The sequence below is a fragment of the Vibrio kyushuensis genome (genome assembly GCF_050337325.1).
GTDB lineage: Bacteria > Pseudomonadota > Gammaproteobacteria > Enterobacterales > Vibrionaceae > Vibrio > Vibrio kyushuensis.
Genome location: NZ_JAKJSV010000007.1, coordinates 215,772 through 231,265, shown reverse-complemented (window position 1 = coordinate 231,265; position 15,494 = coordinate 215,772). Strand labels below are relative to the sequence as shown.

The 15,494-nt window shown below is 43.6% G+C and carries 15 protein-coding genes; 6 read left to right on the top strand and 9 right to left on the bottom strand.

The features are described from left to right. Positions 1-2: 2 nt before the first annotated feature. Complete coding sequence (locus L4D20_RS16805; protein ID WP_428802740.1) at positions 3-1,202, bottom strand: O-succinylhomoserine (thiol)-lyase; 1,200 nt, start codon at positions 1,200-1,202, stop codon at positions 3-5. 273 nt (positions 1,203-1,475) lie between these two features. Between L4D20_RS16805 and metJ the strand changes: the two genes are divergently transcribed. Next, positions 1,476-1,796 carry a met regulon transcriptional regulator MetJ gene (metJ, locus tag L4D20_RS16800; RefSeq protein WP_248008295.1) on the top strand — a complete coding sequence of 107 codons (321 nt, stop codon included), beginning with the start codon at positions 1,476-1,478 and terminating at the stop codon, positions 1,794-1,796. Between the two features lie 176 nt (positions 1,797-1,972). On the opposite strand, the gene L4D20_RS16795 is transcribed toward metJ, so the two are convergent. Both L4D20_RS16795 and rpmE read right to left on the bottom strand, forming a co-directional pair. Then, entirely contained in the window at positions 1,973-3,262 is a 1,290-nt protein-coding gene (locus L4D20_RS16795) for a malic enzyme-like NAD(P)-binding protein (protein ID WP_428802739.1), read from the bottom strand. Between the two features lie 361 nt (positions 3,263-3,623). Next, entirely contained in the window at positions 3,624-3,839 is a 216-nt protein-coding gene (gene rpmE, locus L4D20_RS16790; RefSeq protein WP_428802738.1) for a 50S ribosomal protein L31, read from the bottom strand. A gap of 282 nt (positions 3,840-4,121) precedes the next feature. On the opposite strand from rpmE, the gene priA reads away from it, so the two are divergent. From priA to L4D20_RS16775, 3 genes are all read left to right on the top strand, one after another. Further along, positions 4,122-6,323 (top strand): primosomal protein N', encoded by a 2,202-nt coding sequence (gene priA, locus L4D20_RS16785; RefSeq protein ID WP_428802737.1) that lies wholly within the window; start codon positions 4,122-4,124, stop codon positions 6,321-6,323. A 205-nt stretch (positions 6,324-6,528) separates the two neighbouring features. After that, positions 6,529-7,566: a DNA-binding transcriptional regulator CytR gene (cytR, locus tag L4D20_RS16780; RefSeq protein ID WP_428802887.1), complete on the top strand. Its 1,038-nt coding sequence runs from the start codon at positions 6,529-6,531 to the stop codon at positions 7,564-7,566. A gap of 121 nt (positions 7,567-7,687) precedes the next feature. After that, positions 7,688-8,245: an SPOR domain-containing protein gene (locus L4D20_RS16775; protein WP_428802736.1), complete on the top strand. Its 558-nt coding sequence runs from the start codon at positions 7,688-7,690 to the stop codon at positions 8,243-8,245. Positions 8,246-8,354: 109 nt separating this feature from the next. Here the strand turns inward: L4D20_RS16775 and L4D20_RS16770 are convergent, their stop codons facing one another. Beyond that, a complete protein-coding gene (locus L4D20_RS16770; RefSeq protein ID WP_428802735.1) occupies positions 8,355-8,600 on the bottom strand; it encodes a hypothetical protein in 246 nt (81 codons plus the stop codon). Between the two features lie 302 nt (positions 8,601-8,902). Here L4D20_RS16770 and hslV point away from each other — a divergent pair, with 302 nt between their 5' ends. Next, entirely contained in the window at positions 8,903-9,445 is a 543-nt protein-coding gene (hslV, locus tag L4D20_RS16765) for an ATP-dependent protease subunit HslV (protein WP_428802734.1), read from the top strand. Positions 9,446-9,521: 76 nt separating this feature from the next. After that, positions 9,522-10,856: an ATP-dependent protease ATPase subunit HslU gene (gene hslU / locus L4D20_RS16760; protein WP_428802733.1), complete on the top strand. Its 1,335-nt coding sequence runs from the start codon at positions 9,522-9,524 to the stop codon at positions 10,854-10,856. A gap of 103 nt (positions 10,857-10,959) precedes the next feature. On the opposite strand, the gene L4D20_RS16755 is transcribed toward hslU, so the two are convergent. The 5 genes from L4D20_RS16755 to frdA all read right to left on the bottom strand — a co-directional run bounded on the left by L4D20_RS16755 (position 10,960) and on the right by frdA (position 15,206). Then, a complete protein-coding gene (locus tag L4D20_RS16755; RefSeq protein ID WP_428802732.1) occupies positions 10,960-11,577 on the bottom strand; it encodes an outer membrane beta-barrel protein in 618 nt (205 codons plus the stop codon). A gap of 282 nt (positions 11,578-11,859) precedes the next feature. Next, on the bottom strand, positions 11,860-12,240 hold the full coding sequence (frdD, locus tag L4D20_RS16750) for a fumarate reductase subunit FrdD (RefSeq protein WP_428802731.1): 381 nt from the start codon (positions 12,238-12,240) through the stop codon (positions 11,860-11,862). Between the two features lie 10 nt (positions 12,241-12,250). Further along, on the bottom strand, positions 12,251-12,634 hold the full coding sequence (gene frdC, locus L4D20_RS16745; RefSeq protein WP_428802730.1) for a fumarate reductase subunit FrdC: 384 nt from the start codon (positions 12,632-12,634) through the stop codon (positions 12,251-12,253). Between the two features lie 2 nt (positions 12,635-12,636). Then, positions 12,637-13,395, bottom strand: coding sequence for a succinate dehydrogenase/fumarate reductase iron-sulfur subunit (locus tag L4D20_RS16740; RefSeq protein ID WP_428802729.1), 759 nt, complete (start codon positions 13,393-13,395; stop codon positions 12,637-12,639). After that, the gene (gene frdA, locus L4D20_RS16735) at positions 13,395-15,206 is read right to left on the bottom strand and encodes a fumarate reductase (quinol) flavoprotein subunit (protein WP_428802728.1); all 1,812 of its coding nucleotides are present in this window, start codon (positions 15,204-15,206) and stop codon (positions 13,395-13,397) included. Before frdA ends, L4D20_RS16740 begins: the two co-directional genes overlap by 1 nt. Positions 15,207-15,494: the final 288 nt, after the last annotated feature.

Here is a 15,494-nt window from a genome sequence, read left to right as displayed (position 1 = left end):
AATTAAGCCTCTTTCTCTGAGTTGTCTTGTTCTGAGTTAACTTGCTTTTCAGTCTTAGCAAAAGCTTGCTTCAAATCGTCAATCAGATCGTCTGCATCTTCTAAACCTACCGATAAACGTAATAGCTGTTGAGAGACACCGGCTTCAGCTAGTGCTTTTTCACCCATCGCTCGGTGAGTCATAGACGCGGGGTGACAAATTAGGCTTTCAACACCACCTAGAGATTCAGCCAGAGAGAATAGCTCTAGCTTGCCAACAAAATATTTTAGTTGTTCAAAGGTTCCGCCAAATTCAAAACTAAGCATTGAACCAAAACCAGATTGTTGCTTCTTAGCAATGTCATGACCAGGGTGGCTTTCAAGACTTGGGTGATAGATGACTTTAACCAATTCTTGTTTTTGCAGTTCCGTTAAAATGGTTTGAGAACTCTCTTCATGAACGCGCATACGGGCACCAAGCGTGCGAATACCGCGCAGCGTCATGTAGCTATCAAACGGTGTGCCCGTTGCACCTATGCAGTTGCCCCACCAAGCCAGCTCTTCAGCGTGCTCTTCTGTTTTAGTGATCACCACGCCGCCAATAACATCAGAGTGACCATTGATGTACTTAGTGGTTGAGTGAATGACAAAGTCTGCACCAAGCTCTAAAGGCTTTTGGAACACAGGTGTTAAAAAGGTATTGTCGACGGCCACTAATGCGCCCACTTCTTTCGCTTTTTCACACGTACGCTCAATATCAACAACACGAACCAAAGGATTAGAAGGAGTTTCAATAAGAATTAGCTTTGGTTTTTTAGCGATAGCGGCGTCAAAGGCTTTAATATCCGATTGATCAACAAACTCAACCTTAAAGTCACCTTTCAGGCTGCGAGTATTGAACAGACGATAAGTACCGCCGTAACAGTCATGAGGCGCGATGATAAGATCATCAGGGCCGATAAAAGCAGAAACCCAAAGGTTCAGCGCTGAAGTGCCACAATTTGTGACGACCGCGCCTTTGCCTGACTCTAATTCAAACAGAGCAGTCTCAAGTAGACCGCGATTTGGATTACCAGAGCGGGTGTAGTCGTACTTAGGCACTTTACCAAAAGCAGGGAAACCATAATTAGTCGAGAGATAAATCGGTGGCACGACAGCGTGATGTTGCGTGTCTGACTCGATACCAGTACGAACTGCGATGGTGGCTGGTTTGCGGGTGCTCATAGGTCCTTCCTTTGTGTATGACTGTACTTAAACCGTACTTATAAAATATGCATAATGACGTTGTAATGATAACTTTTAAAGAGAAACACTACCTAGGTAAGTGACTAGGATATATTTGTTCTATGTTATTCCTACTTCCATTTTTTACACTTTACTTCTCAAAAATGAAGACGTCAACACTTCTAGACGTCTATATGTCTTTGCTTATAGACTTGAATCCGGCTAAAATTGCGCCTTGACTCAAATTACACACAATAAAAACGAAGGTGCGCAATGGCAGACTGGAATGGTGAATACATTAGTCCATACGCGGAACACGGAAAGAAAAGCGAACAAGTAAAGAAAATCACAGTATCGATTCCGCTTAAAGTATTGAAGGTATTGACTGATGAGCGTACACGTCGTCAGATTAATAACTTACGCCATGCGACAAACAGCGAACTTTTATGTGAAGCATTCTTACATGCTTATACAGGCCAACCTGTACCAACGGATGAAGATTTACGAAAAGATCGCCCAGACGATATTCCAGCGGAAGTGAAAGCACTGATGACTGAGATGGGTATTGAGTTTGAAGCCTACGATCAAGAATAAAAAAGGCTCAGCTAACTATTACTTTAATCGTGTAGTTAGCGCAGTAATACTATCGCTTGCTGTACATAAATAAACGGTACAGAAATAAAAAACCGCAGTGACTTTATAAAAAGACTGCGGTTTTTTAATGCCTAGAATACTTTTAGCAAAGAAATACCTTTAGCAAAGAAAGCTGATTAAGACTCCATGTAGTTCGCTGGCATTTCAATGCGAGATACACCAGACTCAACTGCTGCAATCGCGACTGCTTTTGCTACGCGTGGAAGTAGACGTGGGTCCATTGGTTTTGGAATGATGTAACCAGAACCAAACTCAAGGCTATCAACACCCGCCGCTTTTAATACTTCAGCAGGTACTGGTTCTTTTGCAAGTTCACGAATGGCGTCAACAGCTGCAAGCTTCATTTCATCGTTAATCACGCTTGCACGTACATCAAGTGCACCACGGAAAATGAATGGGAAACACAACACGTTATTCACTTGGTTAGGGTAATCAGAGCGACCAGTACCCATGATTAAATCACTGCGTACTTCGTGTGCCAATTCAGGTTTGATCTCTGGATCTGGGTTTGAGCAAGCGAAAACGATTGGCTTATCAGCCATTAGTTTAAGTGCTTCTGGTGGAAGAAGGTTCGGTCCAGATACACCTAAGAACAGATCGGCGCCTTCAATAACATCTTCAAGCGTACGTTTATCTGTGTTGTTGGCAAAACGTTGTTTGTATTCGTTAATGTCGTCACGACGAGTGTGGATCACGCCTTTACGGTCAAGCATGTAGATCTTTTCACGCATCGCGCCACACTTAATCAGTAGCTCCATACAGGCAACGGCCGCAGCGCCAGCGCCAAGACAAACGATAGTAGCTTCTTCAAGCTTCTTACCTTGAAGCTCAATTGCATTCAGCATGCCAGCCGCTGTTACGATAGCAGTACCGTGTTGGTCATCATGGAATACTGGAACATCACAACGCTCAATTAGACGACGTTCAATTTCAAAACAGTCAGGGGCTTTGATGTCTTCTAGGTTGATGCCACCAAAGGTATCAGCGATGTTGGCTACCGTATCAACGAACTCGTCAATGGTGCGGTGTTTCACTTCGATATCAATCGAATCAAGACCTGCAAAGCGTTTGAATAGTAGTGCTTTACCTTCCATTACAGGTTTTGAAGCGATAGGACCTAAGTTACCTAGACCTAAGATTGCCGTACCGTTAGAAATAACTGCGACCATGTTTCCTTTTGCGGTGTACTTGTAGACGTTCTCTACATTCTGTGCGATTTCACGAACAGGTTCAGCAACACCTGGGCTGTATGCTAGCGCTAGGTCTTCAGCAGAATCAGCGGCAGTAGTAAGTGCAATCGCAATCTTACCTGGGTTAGGAAAGGCATGATAATCAAGAGCTTGTTGACGAAAGGCTTCTTGGGCAGATAACTCAGCAGAGTTTTCTTGACGGTTGTCATCGGACATAGGTGCAGGTACTCATCGAAAATGTGACTAAAAGGGGGAAGCATCATTCTAAAGGATGTAAGTCAACCTGCCTAGGTAAGAATGCGACTCATATCATTGCAGGCTGTGAATAGACTGCTGATAAGACCAGATCAAGTTTAATCAAACTAAGTCGTTGAGGTTGTTTGCGATAAAATACTTTAACGTAAAGATAAAATGAAATTATTAGCTATATGAAGTAAATAGATAAGAGGATGGAAAAGGGCCGTAAAAAGGGTAGAAGAGAGGGGGGTAAGGGAACGTGAGGCCATGAAACTAGGAACAACAGAAACAAAAAAGGACGCCTGAGCGTCCTTTTTCTAATTCGGTATAGCTAAAGCTATTACTTGCTTGAAAGAGCACCGAAACGTTTGTTGAACTTATCAACACGGCCGCCTGTATCTACGATACGTTGCTTACCAGTGTAGAATGGGTGACATTTGTCACATACGTCTAGGTGAATTGCTGGCTTAGTTAGAGTTGAGTTGAACTCAAAAGTGTTGCCGCAAGAACAAGTAGCTGAAACTGCTTTGTATTCTGGGTGGATTCCAGTTTTCATGGGATAACCTCAATTAGGCCGTGTCGCCATCCGAGTCTATGCCGGACACCACACGTAGTTAAAAAATAATATGGATAATTTGTAATGCTCTTTATCAATAATAAATACCGAAAGAACATAACAAGCCCTATCCTAAGGCGCAGTATAGTAATGAATCCTAGCGTGAGGATCAACAGATTTGCTAATTATTTCGCCACTTTTTTAGTCGGTTTTTACTTCCCTCTATACTAAGCAATCATTTAGACTGTGTTTTCTTGTCGCTGTAATAAGTTGCCAACCACTATGCGCCCATCTATTGCCCGAGTTGCTTTGCCCGTTCCACTGGACAAGCAATTTGATTATCTCATTCCAAATCATCTATTTCCTGTGATTGGTGGGCGAGTCAGTGTGCCTTTTGGCCCAAGAAGCCAGATTGGTATCGTAACGGCAATGGTCAGTGAATCTGAATTTGAAATATCTAAACTCAAACCGATTTATAAGGTACTGGACGCAGCGCCAGTCTGGCCTGAAAAACTCTACAGCTTACTCAGTTGGTGTAGCCAGTTTTATCAATATCCCCTAGGTGACACACTCGCCAATGCACTGCCGAGTGCGCTAAAAAAAGGTAAACCAGCGGATTTCACTTCGTTGGTGGAGTGGCAGTTAACTTCAGCAGGCCGAGATCAACTGATGCAAGGCTTTGGTAGAGCGGTTAAGCAAGCTAAAGTCATGCACATGCTCGAACATGGTCCGTTGTCGCATCAATCGTTTATCGACCAAGAGATCACCAGTAGCGTATTAAAGACACTGCAAGATAAAGGCTGGATAGAGAGCCGAGAAATAAAACCGACATTAGCTAAGTGGCCTCGTGAGATTGAAGCAAGCGTTGATAAGCCGAAACTCAATGAGGAACAAGCGATTGCGATTGCCACCGTTAATAGCAATCCGGGTTTTGGCTGCTATTTACTAGAAGGGGTGACCGGTTCAGGAAAAACAGAGGTTTATCTCAATATGATAAAACCAGTGCTAGAGAAAAAGCGTCAAGCATTGGTGCTGGTTCCTGAAATTGGCTTAACGCCACAAACCATCAATCGATTTAAAAAACGCTTTAATGTACCGGTTGCGGTAATGCACTCTGGATTAAATGAGACTGAGCGACTCAATGCGTGGTTGTCAGCACGAGATGGTATTGCAGGCATAATAATCGGTACACGGTCAGCATTGCTGACGCCTTTTGCTGATCTTGGCATTATTATTGTTGATGAAGAACACGACGGCTCTTATAAACAACAAGATACCCTTCGCTATCATGCCCGTGATGTTGCGGTCATGCGCGCGAATAAAGAGCAGGTTCCAATCGTACTTGGCTCGGCTACCCCTGCATTTGAAACACTGCATAATGCACAAACTGGAAAATATCATTACCTGACATTGACCCAACGCGCAGGTGTTGCCAAGCCCGCGACTCATAGCGTACTTGATATAAAAGGGCTCTATTTAGAAGGGGGACTGTCTGCACCATTGATTGCGCAAATGAGGCGACACCTCAATGCGGGTAATCAGGTAATGCTGTTCTTGAATCGCAGAGGTTTTTCTCCTGCTTTGATGTGTCATGAATGTGGTTGGATTGCCGAGTGTAATCGCTGTGATGCCTATTATACTTTCCATCAACACAGCCGAGAAGTGCGCTGTCATCACTGTGGCTCACAAGAGTCGGTGATTCATCAGTGTCATGGTTGTGGTTCAACTAATTTAGTGACCGTTGGCGTCGGGACAGAACAACTAGAGCATCAGTTACTCGAGCTATTCCCTGAATACAAAACCATTCGTATTGACCGTGACAGTACTCGCCGAAAAGGCAGCTTAGAGAGCGCGCTAGAGTCGATTCGAAAGGGTGAATATCAGATTCTCATTGGCACACAAATGTTGGCTAAGGGGCATCACTTTCCTGATGTTACGTTAGTCGGTTTGTTAGATGTCGATGGCTCTTTATACAGCAGTGACTTTCGAGCCTCAGAGCGATTAGCTCAACTGTTTATTCAAGTGGCAGGGCGAGCAGGGCGAGCGAGTAAGCCGGGTGAAGTGATTTTGCAAAGTCATCACCCTGAGCATGAGCTGTTACAAGCTCTGCTTCATCAAAGTTATGGGCACTTTGCAAAAACAGCATTGCAAGAGAGAAAATTAGCTCAACTTCCCCCTTATAGCTTCTTAACACTGTTTAGGGCAGAGGCGAATGACAATCAACTTGTTGAAGATTTTCTTCGTCAGGTTAGACACACATTAGAAGCACATCCATTGTTTGATGAATACTGTATGGTTCTTGGGCCAACACCTGCGCCACTAGCAAAGCGTGCGGGGAAATATCGCTGGCAGTTACTTTTACAAACGGAAGTGCGATCGTTGATGCAAAAGCTACTTATGAGCGCCAAACCAGCGATCAACTTATTGCCAATTTCCAAGAAGGTACGTTGGTCGATTGATATTGAGCCGCAAGACCTAAGCTAGCTCTGCAATTGAGCCGAATGTGATCTGCTACGTATTAAAAAAATGACAAACAGGCGATTTGTGAGCAGTCTCACGCTAGTTGTGCAAAATGTGTTAATCTCACCGTAACTTTATGTTTAGAAATGAATAAACTATCAGAACATAGAAAAACAAGAGTGAACGACAGTTCGCCATAACAACTTTAATTATATGCAATGCAGCATGGCTGTATACAAAGGAAAAGAGGGTTAAAAATATGGCGACAATGAAGGATGTTGCCCAGCTTGCAGGAGTCTCAACGGCCACCGTGTCTCGAGCGCTGATGAATCCAGAAAAAGTCTCTTCCTCTACACGAAAACGTGTTGAAGATGCTGTTTTGGAAGCTGGTTATTCACCAAACTCTTTGGCGCGCAATCTGCGTCGAAATGAATCTAAAACCATTGTCACCATTGTCCCTGATATTTGCGATCCTTATTTCTCTGAAATAATCCGTGGTATTGAAGATGCCGCAATGGAGCATGGTTACCTCGTCTTACTTGGCGATAGCTCACAACAAAAAAGACGCGAATCTTCTTTTGTAAATCTCGTTTTCACTAAGCAAGCCGACGGTATGTTGCTGCTTGGTAGCGATCTTCCTTTTGATGTGAGTAAAGCGGAACAGAAAAACCTGCCACCTATGGTGATGGCGTGTGAGTTTGCTCCAGAGTTAGAACTTCCAACGGTTCACATTGATAACCTCACTTCGGCTTTTGAAGCGGTGAATTACCTGACTCAGATGGGGCATAAACGTGTTGCTCAAATCTCTGGCCCGCAACATGCGGTTTTATGTCAGTTTCGTCAGCAAGGTTACCAGCAAGCATTAAGACGTGGGGGCATTATGATGAACCCAACTTATACAGCATATGGTGACTTTACCTTTGAAGCCGGTGCAAAAGCGGTGCGTCAGTTACTTGCTCTTCCAGAGCCGCCAACGGCGATTTTCTCTCACAGCGACGTTATGGCAATTGGTGCGATACAAGAAGCGAAAAAGCTTGGCCTTCGCGTTCCACAAGATCTCTCTGTGGTTGGCTTTGATGATATTCAATTTGCTCAATACAGCGATCCACCTTTAACCACTATTTCTCAACCTCGCTATGAAATTGGCCGTCAGGCAATGCTGATGATGCTTGAACTATTGAGAGGGCATGATGTACGTGCAGGATCTCGTCTATTAGAAACACACTTAGTTGTTAGACAAAGTGCTGCGCCACCTCGAGTGATGTAATTTCTTACTAAAAACTGACCGTCTAGCAGCGCATTTTGGTGCGCTGCTTCCATTTCTGTACTGTTATCCCTCATAAAACTGAATTACCATGTCTATTGAGTTTTCAACGTGATATTCCATTGTGGCAAATAAAGATTATGTAAAGCGTGGCCGAGGCGGTAAAAAGTCGACCGGCAAAAAAGCGTCGCAAAAACGCACTTCAGGAAAAAAACCTTGGCGGAGTGGGCTGATAGCCATTACTTTACTTGGCGCGTTTGGCTATGGGCTTTATACCTTAAGCAATGATCCTGAGCCTCCAGCACCAGTTGTTACTCCTGTCGCTAAACCGAAGCCGAAACCAAAACCGGCAACAGCGCTTCCTAAGCCTCCTGAGGAAAAGTGGGACTACGTCGAGTCGCTACCAAATCGCAAAGTAGAAGTTCAAGCGAAAGAGCAAGTTGTCTCTGAAATCCCATACATCATGCAGTGCGGAGCCTTTAAGCTTTCTAGTCAAGCTGAGGAGCGTAAAGCCAACATTGCGTTCCAAGGTCTTCAAAGTGAAGTAAGAAAAAAAGAGGGCAGCAGTTGGTATCGAGTTGTTCTAGGGCCGTATACACTCAAGCGTGACGCTGAACGAGATAGACACAAACTGCAACGAGCCAAGATTGAACCGTGCGCGATTTGGAAGCAAACACAGTAATATATCGGGCATCTTTGAAACAAAAAAAGGCTATTCATCTGAATAGCCTTTGTTATATCGAGCGTTTGTAATGTCACCAGAGTTATATTTCTCTAGTTGAAGTTAAGCCTTATTTTGCTTGAAATCGCTCTAAGCCATTCTTAGTCAACTGAACGTTATTATTATTTAAGTGAATGTATCCGTGGTGGCGCATTTCATTAATTATTTTTATGGGCGACCCATTTACATAGGTAGAAGCAGAGTCTAATAAACTTGCAACTGTGCTTCCTCCTGATTGATTAAGGTGACGAGCAAGAGACATATAGTCTTTATTTGTTGTGTGAGAAGGACAGCAGCCTAGCGTTTTAGTTTTCATAGTAATCCCTTATTTTTATCGTTCTTTAAAGTGATTCTCTTAAATGCACACGCTAATTAATGTTATTAAAGTCACGAATATCGTAACTACACTTTAGGGGTATGTCATGGTTATGTCAGAGTGATTTATCCCCCTGTTTTGCATGGTGTTTTATTCTTGTAAAAAGAGTATTTTTTTGTTGCAGTTTGTTTCTGTGCTTAGGGTTGCTCTATTGCCATGAGATATTCGTTCACTCTTGAAATTTGCCTTTTCGACCTCATATAAATGTATAACTCCCTAATTAAGAACAAGAGGCCCTACTCGTGACTACCATCGTATCAGTACGTCGAAATAACAAAGTTGTCATCGCGGGAGATGGACAAGTATCGCTAGGCAATACCGTAATGAAAGGTAACGCTAAAAAAGTTCGCCGCTTATACAACAATAAAGTACTGGCAGGCTTTGCAGGTAGTACTGCAGATGCATTTACTCTATTTGAGCGTTTTGAAAGTAAGCTTCAGATGCACCAAGGACATTTAACCAAAGCGGCGGTTGAACTGGCTAAAGACTGGCGCAGTGATCGAGCCCTTCGCAAGCTAGAGGCGCTTCTGGCCGTAGCTGATGAAACGGCATCGTTGATCATTACTGGTAATGGTGATGTTGTTCAGCCTGAGAATGATTTGATTGCCATTGGTTCGGGCGGTAATTTTGCTCAAGCAGCCGCGACAGCGCTATTAGAAAACACCGAATTAGACGCACTTGAAGTTGCTCAGAAATCACTGAAGATTGCTGGTGATATTTGTGTCTTTACTAACCACCACCACACTATCGAAGAACTAGAAATTCCTACTGAAAAAGCTGAATAGCGGCTGCCATTAAGTTGGATAAAGTAGCGAGATAATAAACAAAGATAGCTAGTGACACTGTTTTAAGGAAAATAATATGTCTGAAATGACTCCTCGTGAGATTGTTCACGAACTTAACCGCCACATCATTGGTCAAGACCAAGCGAAACGTTCAGTGGCCATTGCACTGCGTAACCGTTGGCGTCGAATGCAGCTTGAAGAGAGCTTGCGCGTAGAAGTAACCCCAAAGAATATTCTTATGATTGGTCCAACGGGTGTCGGTAAAACTGAGATTGCTCGTCGCCTTGCAAAACTGGCTAATGCGCCTTTTATTAAAGTAGAAGCGACTAAGTTTACTGAAGTGGGCTATGTGGGTAAGGAAGTGGAAACGATCATTCGTGACTTAACGGATGTTGCGATTAAGATGACGCATCAGCAAGCGATGGAGAAAGTAAAATTCCGCGCTGAAGAGCAAGCGGAAGAGCGTATTTTAGATGCATTGTTACCACCTGCACGTGATGCTTGGGGTGAAAATGAGAAATCAGACGATACCTCATCTAATACTCGTCAAATCTTCCGTAAGAAATTACGTGAAGGTAAGCTCGATGATAAAGATATTGAGATTGATGTCGCTGCGCCACAAATGGGTGTAGAGATCATGGCGCCTCCTGGTATGGAAGAGATGACCAATCAGCTTCAAGGTATGTTCCAAAACCTTGCAGGTGATACTAAGAAAAAACGTAAGCTAAAGATCAAAGATGCATTTAAAGCGTTAGTTGAAGAAGAAGCTTCTAAACTTGTCAATCAAGAAGAGCTTAAAGAAAACTCAATCTTTAACGTAGAGAATAACGGCATCGTATTCATCGATGAGATTGACAAGATCTGTAAACGTGGAGATAGCTCTGGCCCTGACGTGTCACGTGAAGGTGTTCAGCGTGACTTACTGCCATTGATTGAAGGCAGTACCGTGTCAACCAAACATGGCATGGTGAAAACTGACCATATCTTGTTTGTGACTTCGGGTGCTTTCCAAGTATCTAAGCCATCGGATCTTATTCCTGAACTGCAAGGTCGTTTGCCGATTCGTGTTGAACTTGAAGCGCTATCTAGTCACGACTTTAAGCGTATTTTGACTGAGCCGAAAGCGTCACTGACTGAGCAATACATTGCGTTGATGAAAACTGAAGAGGTGGACATAAACTTCACTGAAGATGGCATTACTCAGATTGCTGAAGCTGCTTGGCATGTAAACGAGACAACTGAAAATATTGGTGCGCGTCGTCTTCATACTGTTATGGAACGCTTGATGGATGAGATTTCATTTGAAGCGACAGACAAAGCAGGTACAAACTTAACGATTGATGCTAAGTACGTTAAAGATTGTTTAGGTGATTTGGTTGATGATGAAGATCTAAGCCGCTTTATTCTATAACGAATAGTTACTTACTTAGATAAGAATGAGAAAGGGTTGGTACAGTGCCAACCCTTTTTATTTCTAATTCAATAACTAAAGTTCAATAGACTAAACAGGGTAATTAGAAGCGGTAGTCTAGAGAGATAGAAAATTCACTATGGTTATCTACTGCTGCGCGTAGTCCAGACTCTTTTTCTTCCCAAGAAGTACCCATGTAGCGGTATGTACCATCAACCGATACATTTTTTGTAAGTTTATATTGAACACCAGCTTGAGCACCTAGTGTCAAATCAGTTTCACTTCCTGATTCGTTAAATGCTCTTCCCCATTCCTCACCAGATGCAGTTAGCTTGTTTTTAGTAAAGCCAGCTGTAACACCACCAAATACTGAGAATTCATTATTAATTGAGTGTACATAGTCATATGAAGCTAACCATTCTGTTTGTGCTAGCTCAGCTTTTAACCAGTCTCCATCCTCATATGAATTACTAATAATAGTATTATCACCAGTGAAATTAGCAGTTAACGTTAAGCGATGGTTCTCTTCTAGGTATACACCACCACGAACATGAAATGCCGCACCGCTAGCATCATTTTTTAGAGAGTAACCCTCATATGACAATTTTGTATTTGCAGAGTGGTAACCCAAGCCGCCACCAACAAAGTATTCAGCAGAAGTAGCGAATGCAGAAGGTGCAGAGACAGCAGCGAGTAGAGCAAGACCAATAACTTTTTTCATTTTCAAGTACCGTATAAATTGTATTTAAATAAATATTGAACACCGTTCAATTCGATGTGGCTGATTATGAACACCGTGCAATTGAAAATAAAGTTATCTCGATCATAAGCGATAGTTATCAGGCGGACGTGAGCATTAAGATGAAATAGTAAGAAAGGTGTTATTTGAAGAAGTGTTGTTGCTTTACAGGTTGAACGAGCAACGTGGCGAATATTAGGCAATAAAAAACCACCTAGAGAGAACTAGGTGGTTTAGGTAGGTGTTAACGTATTTGGCGGCTAATTAAATCATCAAAATAAAGATGATGGATAGCGCACTAATAAGCGCAGCAAAGAAGTAACAGCCTACTTTACCTACCACACCGGTATGGAATTTTAGATCGTGCATACCATGGTGCAGTCGGTGCATTGCATGCCACATAGGCAGAGCTAGCGTACCGATGATAAACAGTGCACCGATAATGCTGGTGGCAAAGGCGCTAACACGCTCATAGCTAAGAGATTCAGCGTCAATAATCCCCAGTGGTGCAAGAATACCGAGTACTAATATCGTAACTGGCGTGATCATGGCAAACCATGTACCGCCTGCGCCAAATAGCCCCCACCAGATAGGTTCATCTGAACGGTTTGGAGTCTTATTCACTGCGTAGTTATTCGTCGTCATAATAAGCTCCTTAAACGATGATGAGAACAATGAGTGAGATAAACGCAACCGCTGCCCACTGAGTTAATACAATCACTTTCTTATCAACGGTTTTACCCTTCAAGCGAATTGGCATCACTTGCGGCATCATGCTAAAGAAAGTCTGCGCGTGGAGTAGGCTACCTGCTAGCGCCACTATATTGATGGCGATAACAACCGGATTTGCCATGAAGCCAAGCCATGTTTGCCATGCATCAGGACCTTTGACCAATGATGCTAATCCAACTGTTAGAAACAGCGTAAATAGGATCAGAGGCAGTACCGTTGCTTCACGCAACATATAGAAGCGGTAGAAGGGGTGATTACTCCACCACGTACGCTTCATTTCACGAACGTAAGGTTTACGATTACTCATCCTTATGCCTCCTCTTTTTGTTTTGTTCCGTCAGGCTTTAGCATTGCAATGACAAAATCCATTGAAGATTCAATTTTGCCTTGGTTTACCGCAGCGGCAGGGTCGACGTTCTTAGGGCACACATCAGAGCAGTAACCGACAAAAGTACAACCCCAAGCGCCATTATCACCGTTGATGACCCCCATACGCTCACTCTTACCGTTATCACGGCTATCAAGATTGTAGCGATGAGCCAGTGTCAGTGCTGCAGGGCCAATAAATTCAGGATTCAGACCAAACTGAGGACACGCTGCATAACACAGACCACAGTTGATACAACCTGCAAATTGCTTGTATTTCGCCATCTGTTCTGGAGTTTGGATATTGGTACCATCTTCAGGCGTGCGGTCGTTACCAATGATGTAAGGCTTAATTGCTTCAAGACGCTCGATAAACGGCGTCATATCAACAATCAGATCTTTCTCAATTGGGAAGTTTGCCAGTGGCTCAATGGTTAGGCCATCTGGGTAATCACGTAAGAAGCACTTACAAGCAAGCTTCGGTACGCCATTGACCATGATTCCACACGAACCACAGATCGCCATACGACACGACCAACGGTAAGACAGGTCTTTGTCTAGGTTGTCTTTGATGTAACCAATCGCGTCAAGCACTGACATGGTGTCATCAAATGGGATCTCAAAAGCCTGCTTATGTGGCTCGCTGTCTTTTGCTGGGTCATAGCGCAGAATGTCTATTTTTTGAATTCGATTCGCTGGCATTACTCTTGCTCCTCTTTCTGTTTCGCTTGAGCAGCTTCCTCTGCCGCTGCTTTTTCAGCAGCTTCACCGTATAGGCGCGCTTTCGGTTGAGATTTAGTGATCGTCACTTTGCGGTAATCGATGTTTGGTGCCGCATCTTCTTGGTAGTAAGCCAATGAGTGCTTCAAGAAGTTCTCATCATCACGCTCGGTGCAGTCTTCATCCAAGCGTTGGTGAGCACCACGAGACTCTTTACGTAGAATGGCCGAATGAGCCATCGCTTCAGCAACTTCAAGACCATAGCCAACTTCAATAGCGTAAAGAAGGTCAGTGTTGAACACTTTCCCTTTATCTTTAATACCAATGTTTTTGTAACGCGCTTTTAGTTCTGTGAGTTTCTCGATCGTTGCTTGCATCAAATCTTCTTGGCGGTAGATACCACAGCCTGCCTCCATGGTGTGACCCATTTCAGTACGGATATCAGCCCAATTCTCATCACCTTCTTGAGCCAAGATGGAAGCAATGCGTTCTTCTACTGCTTTCACTTGCTTATCAATAGACTCGTCATTCCAGCCATTGAACTCTTCAGCGCGTTTAACGGCATTTTCACCAGCCACGCGACCAAAGACAACAAACTCAGCCAGTGAGTTAGAACCTAAACGGTTTGCACCGTGAAGACCAACAGAGGCACATTCACCAACGGCAAACAGACCTTTGATTTGTGTTTCACAATCGCCATTAGTTTCAATACCACCCATGGTGTAGTGAACGGTAGGGCGAATCGGAATAGGCTCTTTAGCTGGGTCAACGTTCACGTATGCTTTTGAAAGCTCACAGATAAACGGTAGACGCTCTTGCAGGTACTCTTCACCAAGGTGGCGAAGATCAAGGTGGACCACATCACCAAGAGGGTGCTTGATGGTGTTGCCTTTTTGCTGCTCATGCCAGAACGCTTGAGAAACTTTGTCACGAGGACCCAGTTCCATGTATTTGTTCTTTGGTTCGCCAACTGGTGTTTCAGGGCCCATGCCATAATCTTGCAGGTAACGGTAGCCATTTTTGTTGACGATAATACCGCCTTCACCACGACAACCTTCGGTCATCAAGATACCAGTACCGGGTAGGCCGGTTGGGTGGTATTGAACAAACTCCATATCACGAAGCGGTACGCCATGACGATAAGCCATTGCCATGCCATCGCCGGTTACGATACCGCCATTGGTATTGCAGTGATAAACACGACCAGCCCCGCCAGTTGCCAAGACAACCGATTTTGCTCTGATAGTGATTAGCTCGCCTTCTGCCATATGAATAGCAATCAGGCCTTGAATCTCACCCTCTTCAACAAGAAGGTCGACAACAAAGTACTCATCAAAGCGATTGATTTGGCTGTACTTCATTGAAGTTTGGAATAGGGTATGCAGCATGTGGAAGCCGGTTTTATCTGCGGCAAACCATGTACGCTCTACTTTCATACCACCAAAACGACGAACGTTAACTTCGCCATTTTCTTTACGACTCCACGGACAACCCCATTGCTCCATTTGGATCATTTCACGGGTTGCGTTTTTAACGAAATATTCAACAACATCCTGTTCACAAAGCCAGTCACCACCACCAACGGTATCGTTGAAATGATTGTCTAGGCTATCTTCATCCTTGATAACAGCAGCGGATCCACCTTCTGCAGCAACCGTATGGGAGCGCATAGGATAAACTTTGGAAATAAGTGCAACTTCTAGTTCAGGGTTTGCTTCCGCAGCTGCAATAGCAGTACGAAGACCAGCGCCACCAGCGCCGATGACTGCGATATCTGTGGTGATTGTTTTCACAGTTATCCTCCAGTGAGTGATTGTTATTATTGAATGCTAGGTGCGTTCTTCTTGTTGCCCCTAGAGTCTTTATATTGAGTTTAGAGTGTTGAAGTAAAACAACTTTTCGTTTACTCAGCTCAGGCCGTTTTTTAATGGCAATGTTTCAAGAGCCAAGCCAGTTTAGAAGAGCGGAATGACGAATAAATTGACTCAGTCATCCTTTTTACTCGGAAATGCAAACATGAGCATACTTATTCCACTTTGTGTGATCGATGTCATAATTTTGTCTGATTTGAACAGTGAGAT

Coding starts and splice junctions, on each gene's coding strand:
- rpmE (WP_428802738.1), bottom strand. CDS start 3,839: ATGAAAACTGGAATCCACCCAGAATACAAAGCAGTTTCAGCTACTTGT.
- priA (WP_428802737.1), top strand. CDS start 4,122: ATGCGCCCATCTATTGCCCGAGTTGCTTTGCCCGTTCCACTGGACAAG.
- L4D20_RS16805 (WP_428802740.1), bottom strand. CDS start 1,202: ATGAGCACCCGCAAACCAGCCACCATCGCAGTTCGTACTGGTATCGAG.
- metJ (WP_248008295.1), top strand. CDS start 1,476: ATGGCAGACTGGAATGGTGAATACATTAGTCCATACGCGGAACACGGA.
- L4D20_RS16795 (WP_428802739.1), bottom strand. CDS start 3,262: ATGTCCGATGACAACCGTCAAGAAAACTCTGCTGAGTTATCTGCCCAA.
- L4D20_RS16740 (WP_428802729.1), bottom strand. CDS start 13,395: ATGCCAGCGAATCGAATTCAAAAAATAGACATTCTGCGCTATGACCCA.
- hslU (WP_428802733.1), top strand. CDS start 9,522: ATGTCTGAAATGACTCCTCGTGAGATTGTTCACGAACTTAACCGCCAC.
- L4D20_RS16755 (WP_428802732.1), bottom strand. CDS start 11,577: ATGAAAAAAGTTATTGGTCTTGCTCTACTCGCTGCTGTCTCTGCACCT.
- frdC (WP_428802730.1), bottom strand. CDS start 12,634: ATGAGTAATCGTAAACCTTACGTTCGTGAAATGAAGCGTACGTGGTGG.
- frdD (WP_428802731.1), bottom strand. CDS start 12,240: ATGACGACGAATAACTACGCAGTGAATAAGACTCCAAACCGTTCAGAT.
- L4D20_RS16770 (WP_428802735.1), bottom strand. CDS start 8,600: ATGAAAACTAAAACGCTAGGCTGCTGTCCTTCTCACACAACAAATAAA.